Here is a 13636-nt window from a genome sequence, read left to right on the forward strand (position 1 = left end):
CGGGCCTGCCCGCAGCCTCCTGCTGCCTTAACCTCCTGTTACTGAAGAGGGCGACATATGTCTTTTGAACCCACGGATTATCTGCCTTACGACTTTGCCAACCGCCGCCACATCGGCCCGTCACCCGAGGAAATGGATGACATGCTTGCCGTGGTCGGCGCCAAGAGCCTGGACGCGCTGATCGACGACACCGTGCCCGCCACCATCCGTCAGGCCGCCGCGCTGGAGTTTGGCCGCCCGTTGTCCGAACGTGAGCTGCTGCATCACATGCGTGAGGTCGCGGGCAAGAACGTTCTGAAGACCTCGCTTATTGGTCAGGGCTACCATGGCACCGTGACCCCGCCCGCGATCCAGCGCAACATTCTGGAAAACCCGGCATGGTACACGGCCTACACGCCCTATCAGCCCGAAATCTCGCAGGGCCGTCTTGAGGCGCTGCTGAATTTCCAGACCATGATTTCAGACCTCACCGGTCTGGAAATCGCCAATGCCTCGCTTCTGGATGAGGCGACCGCCTGCGCCGAGGCGATGACTGTGGCGCAGCGGGTCTCCAAATCAAAGGCCAAGGCGTTTTTTGTCGATCGCGACTGCCACCCGCAGAACATCGCGGTGATCCAGACCCGCGCCGCGCCGCTGGGGATTGAGGTGATTGTCGGCAACCCGGATAGGCTGGATGCCTCGGCGGTCTTTGGCGCGCTGTTCCAATATCCCGGCACCTATGGCCATGTGCGCGATTTCACCGATCACATCGCCCAGCTGCACGCGCATAAGGCCATCGGCGTTGTCGCGGCAGATCCGCTGTCGCTGACCCTGCTGAAGGAGCCGGGCGCGATGGGCGCCGACATCGCTGTCGGCTCGACCCAGCGCTTTGGCGTGCCGGTTGGCGCCGGTGGTCCGCATGCGGCCTATATGGCCACCAAGGATGCCTATAAACGCGCGATCCCGGGCCGCATCGTCGGCGTGTCGGTCGATGCCCATGGCAACCGCGCCTATCGCCTGTCGCTGCAAACCCGCGAACAGCACATCCGCCGCGAGAAGGCGACCTCCAACGTCTGTACCGCGCAGGCCCTGCTGGCGGTGATGGCCTCTATGTATGCGGTCTTCCATGGCCCCAAAGGTCTGAAAGCCATCGCGCAGCGCATCCACCGCAAAACTGTCCGTCTGGCCAAGGGGCTGGAGGAGGCAGGCTTCAGGGTGGATCCCAGATCCTTCTTCGATACGATCACCGTGGATGTTGGCCCCTTGCAGAAGGCGGTGTTGAAATCCGCCGTGGACGAAGGGCTGAACCTGCGCCGGGTTGGCGAAACCCGCGTTGGTATCACCCTGGATGAGGTGACTCGCTCAGAGACCATCGAAGCGGTCTGGCGCGCCTTCGGCATCCGCCGCGGCGACGATGATTTCACGCCTGAGTATCGCGTGCCAGAGAACATGCACCGCACATCCGATTACCTGACGCATCCGATTTTCCACATGAACCGGGCCGAGACCGAGATGATGCGCTATATGCGCCGTCTGGCCGACCGCGATCTGGCGCTGGACCGCGCGATGATCCCGCTGGGCTCCTGCACGATGAAGCTCAACGCCGCGGCAGAAATGATGCCGCTCAGCTGGCCGGAATTTGCCAATATCCACCCCTTTGCGCCTGCTGATCAGATGCAGGGCTACGCCGAGATGGTCAGCGACCTGTCAGAGAAACTGTGCCAGATCACCGGCTATGACGCGATTTCCATGCAGCCGAACTCTGGCGCGCAGGGCGAATATGCGGGCCTTCTGTCCATCGCGGCCTATCACCGCGCCAACGGGCAGGGCCATCGCAACATCTGTCTGATCCCGATGTCCGCTCATGGTACTAACCCGGCCTCTGCCCAGATGGTGGGGTGGAAAGTTGTGGTGGTGAAATCCGCCGAAAACGGCGATATCGACCTCGATGATTTTCGTGAAAAGGCGGAGAAACACGCCGAAAACCTCGCAGGCTGCATGATCACCTACCCCTCGACCCATGGCGTGTTTGAGGAAACCGTGCATGAGGTCTGCCAGATCACCCATGATCACGGCGGTCAGGTCTACATCGACGGGGCCAATATGAACGCGATGGTGGGCCTGTCGCGTCCCGGTGATCTGGGCGGCGATGTGAGCCACCTGAACCTGCATAAAACCTTTGCCATCCCGCATGGTGGTGGCGGCCCCGGCATGGGTCCGATTGGGGTGAAGGCGCATTTGCAGCCACATCTGCCCGGTCACCCCGAAACCGGCGGGGAGGAAGGCCCGGTCTCGGCCGCGCCCTTCGGCTCTGCCTCCATCCTGACCATCAGCTGGGCCTATTGCCTGATGATGGGCGGTGCGGGTCTGACCCAGGCGACGAAGGTGGCGATCCTCAATGCCAACTACATCGCCAAGCGTCTCGAAGGGGCATATGATGTGCTCTATAAGGGGCCCACGGGCCGCGTCGCGCATGAGTGCATCTTGGACACGCGCCCGTTTGAGGCCAGCGCCAATGTCACCGTGGATGATGTGGCCAAACGTCTGATCGACAGCGGTTTTCACGCACCAACCATGTCCTGGCCCGTTGCTGGTACCCTGATGGTGGAACCCACCGAGTCCGAAACCAAGGCCGAGTTGGACCGGTTTTGTGAGGCCATGCTGTCGATCCGCGAGGAAATCCGCGCAGTAGAGGCGGGCGAGTTGGATGCGGACAATAACGCGCTGAAAAACGCCCCCCACACGATGGAAGACCTCGTGAAAGACTGGGATCGCCCCTATTCCCGCGAACAGGGCTGCTTCCCTCCGGGGGCGTTCCGGGTCGACAAATACTGGCCGCCGGTGAACCGTGTCGACAACGCCTACGGCGACCGCCATCTGGTCTGCACCTGCCCCCCCATGGAGGACTACGCAGAGGCGGCAGAATAAACCGCTTGCAGACGGGCCCTTCGGGGCCCGTTTTCTTTTGCCTAGCTGCGGTGATCCGCCCGTGACGTCCCGTCACGCGGCTGGACAGCGCCGCAATCCGCGCGCCATGCTGCAGTCAAACGAAACAATCAAATGAGGCGCCGGGATGGATATGAACTTGGGAATGCGGAGCGAAAACCGCGCGCTTCTGGACCGGGTGGCGGCGATGATCCGCGACGAGATCATGCCGATGGAGGCCGCGTATCACGCCGAAATCGGCAAGGGCGACCGCTGGCAATACACTGACCGGCAGGCCGAAATCCTTGAAGGCCTGAAAGCCAAGGCGAAGGCGCAGGGTCTGTGGAATTTCTGGCTCACCGACAGCGACAAGGGCTTTGGCCTCTCCACCGTGGAATACGCCTATTTCGCTGAGGAAATGGGTAAAACGCCGCTGGGGGCAGAGGTCTTCAACTGCTCCGCGCCGGATACCGGCAATATGGAGGTGTTTGAGCGTTACGGCACCGAGGCGATGAAACAGCAATGGCTGGCGCCGCTCCTGCAGGGAGAGATCCGCTCGGCCTATCTGATGACGGAGCCGGATGTCGCCAGCTCTGACGCCACCAATATCTCCATGTCCTGCGTACGTGACGGTGATGATTATGTGCTGAATGGCGAAAAATGGTGGGCCTCTGGCGCTGGGGATCCGCGCTGCAAGGTCTATATCGTCATGGTGCGTACTGGCGGCGACGACCTGCCCAAACATAAGCGCCAGTCGATGGTTGTGGTGCCTGCGGATGCGCCGGGGATCGAGGTGCTGCGCCCGATGGAGGTCTACGGCCATGATGACGCTCCCCACGGGCATATGCATATCCGCTTTTCGGACGTGCGCATTCCGGCAGATCACATGCTGCTGGGGGAGGGGCGCGGGTTCGAGATCGCGCAGGGCCGCCTTGGGCCGGGCCGCATTCACCACTGTATGCGCGCCATTGGTCAGGCCGAAAGCGCGCTGGAGCAGCTCTGCCGCCGCTCACTGCGCCGCGAGGCCTTCGGCAAGCCGCTGGCCCAGCTGGGCGCCAACTACGATATCATCGCCGAATGCCGGATGGAGATCGAAATGGCCCGTCTCCTCTGCCTCAAGGCGGCGTGGTACATGGATCAGGGGGACGCCCGCGCTGCTGCCCCCTGGATCAGCCAGATCAAGGTGGTCGCCCCCCGCGTCGCGCTGAAGGTGATCGACGAGGCGGTGCAGATGCACGGCGGGCAGGGCATCAGCCAGGACACGCCGCTGGCCCAGGCCTGGACCCATGTGCGGACCCTGCGCCTTGCCGATGGTCCGGACGCCGTCCACCGCAGGCAGGTCGCGCGGGCTGAGTTGAAAGCCTACAGTCAGGAAAATCTCGGTTAACGGTCTGCCCCGGCCCCTTGCGGAGTGCTGGGAAAACGGACGTCCAAAAACCACTCTCAGGCGCTCTCCACTAGGAGGGCGCTTTTTGTGTTTGGGCTAATGATCTGAAAAGAAACCAAAAAATACGTCACGCCAAAGTCGATCACCGCAGATCCTGACGTGGCGGAAATTTTCTGTGGATATCTTGCCGTGGTTAACGGCAGTCGCTATACGCACGCCTTCCGGTCGCAGCCTACCCGGATATCAAAACAAGGACTGAAAACTTGAAAACACTTGTCATCTGCTCGGGCGGGCTCGATTCCGTGTCCCTTGCCCATATTCTTGCTGCCCAAGGGCAGCTCTCGCGTTTGGTGTCGTTCGACTATGGACAGCGTCATCGCAAGGAACTCGATTACGCCGCCGCCTGTGGGCAACGGCTTGGGGTTCCGCATGAGATCATCGACATGCGTTCGATCGGCGCCGCGCTCAGCGGTTCTGCATTGACCGATGATATCGATGTGCCGGACGGGCATTACGCCGAAGAGACCATGAAGGTCACGGTTGTGCCAAACCGCAATGCCATCATGCTGACCATTGCCTATGGGATTGCCGCCGCCAAGGGCGATACGGCCGTGGCAACGGCGGTGCATGGCGGCGATCACTTTATCTACCCGGACTGTCGCCCGGCGTTCACCGATGCCTTCGACGCGATGCAACGCATGGCGCTGGATGGCTATGCCGATGTGTCGCTGGTGACGCCTTTTGTGCATCGCTCCAAAGGGGATATCGTTGCCGAAGGCGCGGCGGTGAACACCCCCTTTGCCGAGACATGGTCCTGCTACAAAGGCGGTGAACATCACTGCGGGCGCTGTGGCACCTGCGTCGAACGCCGTGAGGCCTTCGATCTGGCGGGGGTCGTGGATCCCACAGTCTACGCTGACCCGGATTTCTGGCGCACCGCCATCAAAGAGGGGGGCGCATAATGTTCCGGATCACCAAGGAATTTCACTTCTCCGCATCGCATCAGCTGACGCATCTGCCAGCAGATCACCAATGTGCCCGGCTGCATGGGCACAACTACATCGTGGTGGTCGAACTGGCGGGCGCTGAACTGAACAGCGATGGGTTTGTGCGGGATTATCACGAGCTGGCACCGCTGAAGACTTACATCGACGGCAGCTTTGATCACCGCCATCTGAATGATGTGATGGAGGGCCCCTCCACCGCAGAAAACATGGCGCGCCATTTCTATGACTGGTGTGCTGCCCGCTGGCCGGAAACCGCCGCGGTGCGGGTATCTGAGACGCCCAAGACCTGGGCGGAATACCGACCATGACCGAGGTTCTGATACCGCGCGCCGTGCGCGCGACCGGTGACACACCCTCCCCTGCGCATAGGCAAGGGGCCAGCCGTTCGGCGCCGACGACGCTGCGTATCGCGGAGATCTTTGGTCCGACAATCCAGGGCGAAGGGGCGCTGATCGGTGAACCCACCGTATTTGTCCGCGCGGGGGGCTGTGACTATCGCTGCAGCTGGTGCGACAGCCTGCATGCGGTGGACAGCCGCTTCCGCGACACCTGGGCACCGATGGCCACAGATGAGGTCTGGCAGGAGGTGACCCGCCTCAGCGGTGGCCAGCCACTGACGGTCTCGCTCTCAGGTGGCAACCCGGCAATCCAGAACTTCGCGCCGCTGATCGCTATGGGCAAGGAGGCAGGCTATCGCTTCGCCTGCGAGACACAAGGCTCGATCAGCCAGCCTTGGTTTGCGGCCCTCGATACCCTTGTGCTCAGCCCAAAACCCCCCTCCAGCGGTCACCGCGTGGACTGGCAGAAATTCGACCACTGTCTGTTGGCTGCCAGGGGCTGCGCTCAGATCGTGCTGAAAATCGTGATCTTCGATGACTGCGATTACGATTGGGCCAAGGCGGTGGCTCATCGCCGACCTGACCTGCCGCTTTACCTGCAGCCGGGCAACCCGGAGGTTGATCCCGAAACACCGGTGGATCTGACCGCTGCCACCGAACGGCTGCATTGGCTGATTGAAAAAGTAACCGCCGACCGCTGGTTCGCCCCCCGTGTGCTGCCGCAGCTGCATGTGCTGGTCTGGGGCAACAAACGTGGCGTCTGAACGCGTGGAGTGAGGAGACAACAAAATGACTGATGATATCTACAAAGACCTGAAACAACTGGGTGGGGCCACGGTGATGCCCGCAAGCCCCGAAGACGCCGAGCTGGAGCGGGTGCCCAATCCGCAGGCTGATGTGGCTTACAACATACGCTTCACGGCGCCGGAGTTCACATCGCTCTGCCCGATGACGGGCCAGCCCGATTTTGCCCATCTGGTGATCGACTACGTGCCGGGCAAATGGCTGGTGGAGAGCAAATCGCTGAAGCTGTTCCTGGGGTCATTCCGCAACCACGGAGCATTCCACGAGGATTGCACGGTGTCGATTGCGCGCCGTCTGGCCGATTTTCTTGCACCACAGTGGTTGCGCATCGGCGGCTATTGGTACCCGCGTGGTGGCATCCCGATTGATGTGTTCTGGCAGACCGGCCCGCTGCCCGAAGGGGTATGGATCCCAGACCAAGGGGTGCCCCCATACCGCGGTCGCGGCTGACCCGGTGCCATCGGAACTCCGCTACGCATCCTTCTGGCGCTCTTGGTCACGTATTTCTGCAGCGCGCTCCGGCTCGTAAACTTCCAAACCTCTTGGCGTTCATCCAACCGCAGCGGACCCAAGTTGTGAGGGGCTCTACGGTGGTGTGATGGCAGCGCCGGGAAGAGGGGTGCGTATCTGCTCCGCAATGCGTTTCAGCCCGAAGTGGCGACAATCTGGCCGACGCTGATTGTCGTTTGATCGGGTGACCGTAGACATCAAAGCCGGCAGGGGTGGACGGCACATCCAGTGGTAATTCCGTGTAACGTCTTTTGCTGCTGGCCCTGCGCCCGGCAGCTGGTCGTTAGAGACGACGGCCACGGCTGCCCATCACGACCCCGGCTCTGCCGCCATCTCTCAGTTCTAGGCGCAAATCTTGGCACGCTTTTCTGCGATGAACCGCGCAGTCGGATACGGCTCACTTGGAAAACTATTCCGCAATCTCAAAGGGATCGTCAGGGTATCCGACGCGCGCCAGATAGAGCCCGTGACCGGGGCAGACCGGCCCGCAGGCGGCGCGATCCTCGGCCTCTAGCGCGGTTTTCACATCCTCGGGCGCCCAGGCTCCCGCGCCGACCCGCTCCAGCGTGCCGACAAAGCTGCGCACCTGATTGTGCAGGAAGGACCGCGCGCGCACATGAAAATGAATCTCCGGCCCTGAAAAACCCTGAACCCGCTCAACCCGCAATTCGTCCAGTGTCTTCAGCGGGCTTGCCGCCTGACAGATCGACGACCGGAAGGTGGTGAAATCATGCTGACCAATCAGATGATTGGCCGCCTCCTGCATCGCGTCGGCGTCCAGATCGTGATTGAGCTGCCAGACCTGTCCGGCCTCATGGGTTGCCGGGGCGCGCCGGATCAGGATGCGAAACAGATACTGCCGCTCAACCGCAGAAAATCGCGCGTGCCAGTCTCCCTCCACACGGGCGCAATCGACAATCGCCACGGGCGCTGGCTTCAGGTGGAAATTCAGCGCCTCGGACAGGCGGAACGGATCCCAATCCTTCACCATGTCGCAATGCGCAACTTGACCCAGACCATGCACGCCGGTGTCCGTGCGCCCCGCCGCTGCAATCGTATGCGGGCCGGGTTCCAGCCGCGCAAGCGCATCCTCGATCGCCCCCTGTACGGAGGGCTGATCCTTCTGGCGCTGCCACCCGGCGAAGGGCGCGCCGTGATATTCGACTTTCAGAGCAAAACGCGGCATGGGCGGGCAAGTAACGCGGCCGGAGCTGCGGCACAAGTCCCTGCCACTACTGCGCCGGGGTGGTATCACGCCCCGCCAACGCCTATCTTGGTCGGATTGAACAAGGATCCGGTCCAACGCAGGGGCCGCAAGGCGGGGCAAACCTTTGGGACTATCATCACTGGCAGACGGGGTTTTGCGCAGCGTCGAGGGGGCGGGCGCCTCCCTATCGGAGAGCCTGTTTGAACCCTCGATCCGCCTTGGCGTCACCGGTCTGGCCCGCGCGGGCAAAACGGTGTTCATCACCTCGCTGGTGGCCAATCTGATGAACCGGGGCCGTATGGTGCAGCTGTCTGCCGCGCGCGAAGGACGGATTGAGACGGCGTTTCTGCAACCCCAGCCGGACGACACCGTGCCCCGCTTTGACTATGAAAATCACCTTGGCGCCCTCACGGGGCCGCGTCCCTATTGGCCCGACAGCACTCGGGCCGTGTCTGAGCTGCGGCTCAGCCTCAGGGTCCAGCCCAACGGGCTGCTGTCGGGCTTGCAGGGGCCGCGCACGCTGCATCTGGATATCGTGGATTACCCCGGCGAATGGCTGCTGGATCTGGCGCTTCTCGACAAATCCTATACTCAATGGTGCGATGAGGTGCTGACCCGTATCCGCGGTCGCGCGCAGGCGCAGACGTTTCTGGATCTGGCGCAAAAGGCCGACGCCACCGCTCCGCATGATGAGCCGCTGGCGCAAGATTTGGCCGGGGCATTTGCGGCCTATCTGCAGGCCGCCCGAGCCGCTGGCTACTATGATTGCACACCGGGGCGCTTCCTGCTGCCCGGCGATCTGGCGGGCTCCCCGGTGCTGACCTTCGCGCCAATCCCGCTGTCGGATACCGCCCCCCGCCGGTCCCTGCACCGCGAGATGGAGCGCCGATTTGAGGCCTATAAATCCAAGGTCGTCAAACCCTTCTTTCGCGATCACTTTGCCCGCATTGACCGGCAGGTGGTGCTGGTTGATGCCCTGAGCGCCATCCATTCCGGCCCCCGCGCTGTGGAGGATCTGCGCCACGCGATGACCGATATTCTTGCGGCCTTCCGTCCGGGCCGAAACGGCTTTCTGCGCCAGATCCTGCGCGGCAAACGGGTGGAGAAAATCCTGTTTGCGGCGACCAAGGCTGATCACCTGCATCACCAGCAGCACCCCCAGCTGACCGCCATCATCGAGGCGCTGACCCGCGACGCGCGGGATCGCGCCCGCTTTGCCGGGGCGGAGACGGCGGCCCTGTCGCTCGCCGCGCTGCGCGCCACGACGGAGGAGCTGCGCAGCCACAATGGCAGCGATCTGCCTTGTGTGCGCGGCACCCTTCTGGACAGCGGCAAACCGGCCGCGTTTTATCCCGGTGCCCTGCCGCAAGATCCCTCGCACCTGCTGACCCCGGCCCGTCAGGGCGCCGAAAGCTGGCTCGATGGGGATTATCAGGCCATGGCCTTTGCACCGGCCCCACTCACCCTGCGCCCCGGCGATGGCCCGCCCCACATCCGCCTGGACCGGGCGGCGGAATTCCTGATTGGAGATCGCCTATGACAGCCTCATCCCCGCCCATCCTGCGTGTTGCGCGCAGCACCGATGCCGGCAAGATCGCCGAGATCCTGCACCGCTTCGAGGTTGATACCCCCTGGATGCCCAAGCAGCACACCGGGGCCGAGGCGATTAGCTTTTGCGGCACCATGATTGATCGCGGCTGGGTCACCATCGCGCAGATCGACGGACGGGTAGAGGGGTTTCTGGCCCGCGACGGTGCGGAGATCTGCGCGCTTTATGTGCGCGACACGGCGCGCGGGCAGGGGCTTGGCCGCTTGCTGCTGGATTATGCCAAATCGGTGCAGTCGCCGCTCCAGCTCTGGACGTTTCAGGCCAACGAAGGCGCGCAGCGGTTCTACCTGCGCGAAGGCTTCGTCGAACAGACCCGCACCGATGGCGCGCGCAACGACGAAGGGTTGCCGGATATTCAATACATCTGGCCCGCACCCTCGTCGAAGCCTGAACTCAAACCCCGCGCCGCCGCAGTGACAAAGCCCTCAGCCGGCAAACCGGATCGCCCGAAGAAGGACACGCCATGAGCCGCAAGGATGCCGTCCTCTTCGACCTCACAGACAGCGCCACCGCAGACGAAACCCCGGATGTGGCCAGCGCGCCGCCGGTCCCGGATTTGGACGGCGCCAGCAGCGACCTGCCGCAGCCCGCGCTGGCGCAGGCCGCCGTACTGGCCAGCCGTCGCCCCTCGCGTCTGGCGCGCTGGTTCTGGGCCTGTCTGACGGCGCTGATCGGGGCGGTCATCTCGGTCGCGGCCTGGGAGTTTGTCACCGGGCTGATTGACCGCGTGCCGCTCCTGGGCTGGGCGATCACCGCAGGCTTTGCCGTGGCCGTCCTTCTGGCCCTCCTGATGGGCCTGCGTGAACTCGCAGCCCTCTCCCGCCTGCGCCGGGTCGAGAGCCTGCGCAACGCGCAACCGCTGCTTTCAGCGGACCCGACCGACCCCGCCGGGGGTCAGGCCGCTGATGCCACCGCTGATCTGAAGGCCGCCCGCAGCTATGTCGCGGGACTGGAACGGTTTTACCGCGGGCGCAAGGATCTCACATGGGGGTTGGCCCGACTGGACGAGCGCAAGAGCGACATCATGGACGCCGACGCGCTGCTGCATCTCGCCGAGGCAGAGCTGCTCGCGCCGCTGGATGCCCGCGCCCTGCGCGTGGTTGAGGGCGGCGCCCGACAGGTCGCAACCGTTACCGCGCTGGTGCCCTTGGCGTTGGCCGATGTGGTGACGGCGCTGGTGACCTCGCTGCGGATGATCCGCCGCATCGCCGATATCTACGGCGGGCGCTCCGGCTTCTTCAGCTCCTGGCGGCTTACCCGCGCGGTGCTCGCCCATCTGGTGACCACTGGCGCTGTCGCTGTTGGCGATGACCTGCTGGAACCGGTGCTGGGCGGATCGATCCTGTCCAAACTCTCCCGCCGTTTCGGCGAAGGTCTGGTGAATGGTGCGCTCTCCGCCCGCGTTGGCATCGCCGCCATGGAAGTCTGCCGTCCGATGACCTTCTCCAAGGCGCAGAAACCCCGGACCCGCAAGGTTATCCAGCGCGCCCTCACTGGCCTCTTCACCAAAGACACCTAGCCACCCGCATGAGCCACGCCCAAGGCCGCGAGGAAGCGCTGGCCCTGCCAGGCATCTGCGGCCGCGGAAACTCCTGTGCCCGCGCGGATCAGACGATCAGAACAGCTTTGGCGGTGCGTCTTTTGGCTGGCGCATGGCGACGATTCCGGTGCGGAACCCTTCGCCGATCCGGTCCGCCAGAGCGCCCCATTGCAGCGCGGTTCGTTCCGGCAGCTCCGCCTGCAAGACCTCGTGAAACAGGCCCAACCAGATCGCAAAATGCTCGGGCTTTACATCGGGTCTACTGACATGCACCCGCATCGGATTGCCGCTGTAACATTTCTCCCGCAGGATGGCATTGCGCCAGAACCGGGTGATCAGCGCCTCATGCTCCGGCCAATCCTCCACATGCGCCGAAAACACCGGCCCCAGCACCGCATCGCCGCGCACCCGCGCATAGAATATATCCACCACATAGGCGATCTGCTCTGCCGTAATGTCAAACCGCGCGAGGGACGTCTGGACCATGTGAACTCCACCTTTCCACCCCGTCGCTACACCAGAGCGCCCCGCCGGTACACCCGCCGTGCGGGGCAATCCCTGCGACCAATTGTGCGGCGCTTTTGACTGGATCTCGATCTTGGACACGGTAGGGTCGCCCCATAATGGAATGAGGGTAGGGCAATGTCACAGCAAGCGAGGCATGTGCTTGTCTTGGGGGCTTACGGCTTTATCGGCGCCCAGGTGGTCCGGGCGCTGCGGCAGGAGGCGTCAACGGAGTTCATGCGGAGCAAGGCGCGCGGCGATGCTGCCCTTCTTGCGAGTGGCGCGCGTGTCACCATTCTACGACCGGGGCTGGTGATTGGGCAGGGAGCATTTGGCGGCACGCTTTTGCTTCGCATGCTGGCTGCGGTACCGGTCATTCAACCAGTCGCACTGCCAAAAACACCGGTGCAGTCGGTGATGATTGACGATGTGACAGATGCAGTAGTTGCTGCGGCGATCGGCAGACTGCCGACGGGTGTTTATGATCTGGTCGAAGACACGCCCCACTCGCTGGAAGATGTGGTGTCGGCGACACGGCGCTGGCTCGGCTTTCGGCCGCCGCGCCTGATCTTGAGAGTGCCGGACTGGATCCTGCCTGTCGCGGCCCGACTGGCCGATGTGGCAGGGCATCTTGGCTGGCGCTCCCCGCTGCGCAGCACTGCAATCGCCGTTTTGAAGGATGGTGTGACGGGCAACCCGTTGGCTTACCGAACCGCCACCGGGCGGAGCATTCCGCCCTTGGATCAGGCATTGCGTAGCATCTCGGTCGGGCGGGAACACCGGCTTGATGCGAGGATGGCCCTGATGATGCCGGTTGTCATCGCGACGCTTTGCCTTTTCTGGTTGGCATCAGGTCTTATTGGGGTGTGGCAGGTCGAAAGCGCTGCAAAACTCCTACAGGTTGCAGGGTGGAGCGCGCCGTTGTCAAAGGCCACTGTGGTGTTCTGGTCCTTTGTTGATATCGCACTTGCAGTTGCAATCCTCTACCGGCCTTGGGCAGGGCGGGCGTGTCTGGCCATGGTTGCAGTGTCACTGATCTATCTGATTTCAGCAACCATCGTAACGCCGGGGCTTTGGGCGGATCCGCTTGGGCCGATGGTGAAGGTGATACCGGGAGTAACGCTTGCCTTGATTGCGCATCAGATGCTGGAGGCACGGTGATATGGATCCGGATCTGATCCTGCGCTGGCTGCATGTGCTTGGCGCTTGTGTTCTGCTGGGGACAGGTGCGGGCATCGCGTTTTTCATGCTGATGGCCCATCGAACGAGTGATGCGCGGCTCATTGCGCATACTGCCGGTGTGGTCGTACTTGCTGACCTGCTGTTCACAACCAGCGCAGTGGTGATACAGCCCATCACGGGCGGGCTGCTGGCTTGGCGGTTGGGCTGGCCGCTGAGCGAGGGGTGGATAGCTCTCTCGCTCGCGCTTTATATCGTCACCGGCGCGTTCTGGCTGCCTGTGGTCTGGATCCAATTGCGACTGCGCAATCTCGCACGCGAGGCCGTTACCAATAGCACAGAATTACCGGCGCGGTATCATCGCCTCTTCGCAATCTGGTTTGCCTGCGGGATCCCGGCCTTTGCCGCCGTTTTGACCATTGTCTGGTTGATGCTGGCCCGGCCTGACCTGACGATCAAATGGCTTGGATGACGCGCAACGCCGATTATTGTGAGGTTGGCCGCAGCCGTGGTTCTGCCCACCGTAGCACATCTGCCGCTTTACCCTCCTGCCGTGCCGCCCTATAAGGCCTCCATGTCCCATGTTGCGGCCATCATTATTCGAATTATATCCCCGGCGCTCTGACCACGTGAGCCGCCGGGCAAAG

13 protein-coding genes are annotated in these 13636 nt (G+C 62.9%); 11 read left to right on the top strand and 2 right to left on the bottom strand.

What is annotated here, in order from left to right:
* Positions 1–57: 57 nt before the first annotated feature.
* The 6 genes from gcvP (at position 58) to queF (ending at position 6890) form a co-directional block, all read left to right on the top strand.
* Complete coding sequence (gene gcvP / locus phaeop14_RS02410) at positions 58–2907, top strand: aminomethyl-transferring glycine dehydrogenase (protein ID WP_096788657.1); 2850 nt, start codon at positions 58–60, stop codon at positions 2905–2907.
* 145 nt (positions 2908–3052) lie between these two features.
* Positions 3053–4291, top strand: coding sequence for an acyl-CoA dehydrogenase family protein (locus phaeop14_RS02415; protein ID WP_096788658.1), 1239 nt, complete (start codon positions 3053–3055; stop codon positions 4289–4291).
* Positions 4292–4554: 263 nt separating this feature from the next.
* Complete coding sequence (gene queC, locus phaeop14_RS02420) at positions 4555–5253, top strand: 7-cyano-7-deazaguanine synthase QueC (protein ID WP_040180362.1); 699 nt, start codon at positions 4555–4557, stop codon at positions 5251–5253.
* The gene (gene queD, locus phaeop14_RS02425; RefSeq protein WP_040172681.1) at positions 5253–5606 is read left to right on the top strand and encodes a 6-carboxytetrahydropterin synthase QueD; all 354 of its coding nucleotides are present in this window, start codon (positions 5253–5255) and stop codon (positions 5604–5606) included. The genes queC and queD overlap by 1 nt, the downstream gene beginning before the upstream one ends.
* Positions 5603–6400, top strand: a complete 798-nt coding sequence (gene queE, locus phaeop14_RS02430) for a 7-carboxy-7-deazaguanine synthase QueE (RefSeq protein WP_244905799.1) — start codon at positions 5603–5605, stop codon at positions 6398–6400. Before queD ends, queE begins: the two co-directional genes overlap by 4 nt.
* 25 nt (positions 6401–6425) lie before the next feature.
* Complete coding sequence (queF, locus tag phaeop14_RS02435) at positions 6426–6890, top strand: preQ(1) synthase (RefSeq protein ID WP_096788659.1); 465 nt, start codon at positions 6426–6428, stop codon at positions 6888–6890.
* 469 nt (positions 6891–7359) lie between these two features.
* On the opposite strand, the gene truA is transcribed toward queF, so the two are convergent.
* Positions 7360–8136 (bottom strand): tRNA pseudouridine(38-40) synthase TruA, encoded by a 777-nt coding sequence (gene truA, locus phaeop14_RS02440; protein ID WP_096788660.1) that lies wholly within the window; start codon positions 8134–8136, stop codon positions 7360–7362.
* 145 nt (positions 8137–8281) lie between these two features.
* On the opposite strand from truA, the gene phaeop14_RS02445 reads away from it, so the two are divergent.
* The 3 genes from phaeop14_RS02445 to phaeop14_RS02455 are packed head-to-tail and all read left to right on the top strand — an operon-like array spanning position 8282 to position 11285.
* The gene (locus phaeop14_RS02445; RefSeq protein ID WP_096788661.1) at positions 8282–9697 is read left to right on the top strand and encodes a YcjX family GTP-binding protein; all 1416 of its coding nucleotides are present in this window, start codon (positions 8282–8284) and stop codon (positions 9695–9697) included.
* Positions 9694–10233, top strand: a complete 540-nt coding sequence (locus tag phaeop14_RS02450) for a GNAT family N-acetyltransferase (RefSeq protein WP_096788662.1) — start codon at positions 9694–9696, stop codon at positions 10231–10233. The genes phaeop14_RS02445 and phaeop14_RS02450 overlap by 4 nt, the downstream gene beginning before the upstream one ends.
* Entirely contained in the window at positions 10230–11285 is a 1056-nt protein-coding gene (locus tag phaeop14_RS02455) for a YcjF family protein (protein WP_096788663.1), read from the top strand. The genes phaeop14_RS02450 and phaeop14_RS02455 overlap by 4 nt, the downstream gene beginning before the upstream one ends.
* Positions 11286–11381: 96 nt before the next feature.
* Here the strand turns inward: phaeop14_RS02455 and phaeop14_RS02460 are convergent, their stop codons facing one another.
* Entirely contained in the window at positions 11382–11792 is a 411-nt protein-coding gene (locus tag phaeop14_RS02460) for a group III truncated hemoglobin (protein WP_096788664.1), read from the bottom strand.
* A 156-nt stretch (positions 11793–11948) separates the two neighbouring features.
* On the opposite strand from phaeop14_RS02460, the gene phaeop14_RS02465 reads away from it, so the two are divergent.
* Together phaeop14_RS02465 and phaeop14_RS02470 are read left to right on the top strand one after the other, a co-directional pair.
* Positions 11949–12971, top strand: a complete 1023-nt coding sequence (locus tag phaeop14_RS02465) for an SDR family oxidoreductase (RefSeq protein ID WP_096788665.1) — start codon at positions 11949–11951, stop codon at positions 12969–12971.
* A gap of 1 nt (position 12972) precedes the next feature.
* Positions 12973–13461, top strand: a complete 489-nt coding sequence (locus phaeop14_RS02470) for a DUF2269 family protein (protein ID WP_096788666.1) — start codon at positions 12973–12975, stop codon at positions 13459–13461.
* The last annotated feature ends 175 nt before the right edge of the window (positions 13462–13636 follow it).

It is taken from the genome of Phaeobacter piscinae (assembly GCF_002407245.1).
GTDB classification, from domain to species: domain Bacteria; phylum Pseudomonadota; class Alphaproteobacteria; order Rhodobacterales; family Rhodobacteraceae; genus Phaeobacter; species Phaeobacter piscinae.

Coding starts and splice junctions, on each gene's coding strand:
- queD (WP_040172681.1), top strand. CDS start 5,253: ATGTTCCGGATCACCAAGGAATTTCACTTCTCCGCATCGCATCAGCTG.
- queF (WP_096788659.1), top strand. CDS start 6,426: ATGACTGATGATATCTACAAAGACCTGAAACAACTGGGTGGGGCCACG.
- phaeop14_RS02460 (WP_096788664.1), bottom strand. CDS start 11,792: ATGGTCCAGACGTCCCTCGCGCGGTTTGACATTACGGCAGAGCAGATC.
- phaeop14_RS02470 (WP_096788666.1), top strand. CDS start 12,973: ATGGATCCGGATCTGATCCTGCGCTGGCTGCATGTGCTTGGCGCTTGT.
- phaeop14_RS02465 (WP_096788665.1), top strand. CDS start 11,949: ATGTCACAGCAAGCGAGGCATGTGCTTGTCTTGGGGGCTTACGGCTTT.
- gcvP (WP_096788657.1), top strand. CDS start 58: ATGTCTTTTGAACCCACGGATTATCTGCCTTACGACTTTGCCAACCGC.
- truA (WP_096788660.1), bottom strand. CDS start 8,136: ATGCCGCGTTTTGCTCTGAAAGTCGAATATCACGGCGCGCCCTTCGCC.
- queE (WP_244905799.1), top strand. CDS start 5,603: ATGACCGAGGTTCTGATACCGCGCGCCGTGCGCGCGACCGGTGACACA.
- phaeop14_RS02415 (WP_096788658.1), top strand. CDS start 3,053: ATGGATATGAACTTGGGAATGCGGAGCGAAAACCGCGCGCTTCTGGAC.
- phaeop14_RS02450 (WP_096788662.1), top strand. CDS start 9,694: ATGACAGCCTCATCCCCGCCCATCCTGCGTGTTGCGCGCAGCACCGAT.
- phaeop14_RS02455 (WP_096788663.1), top strand. CDS start 10,230: ATGAGCCGCAAGGATGCCGTCCTCTTCGACCTCACAGACAGCGCCACC.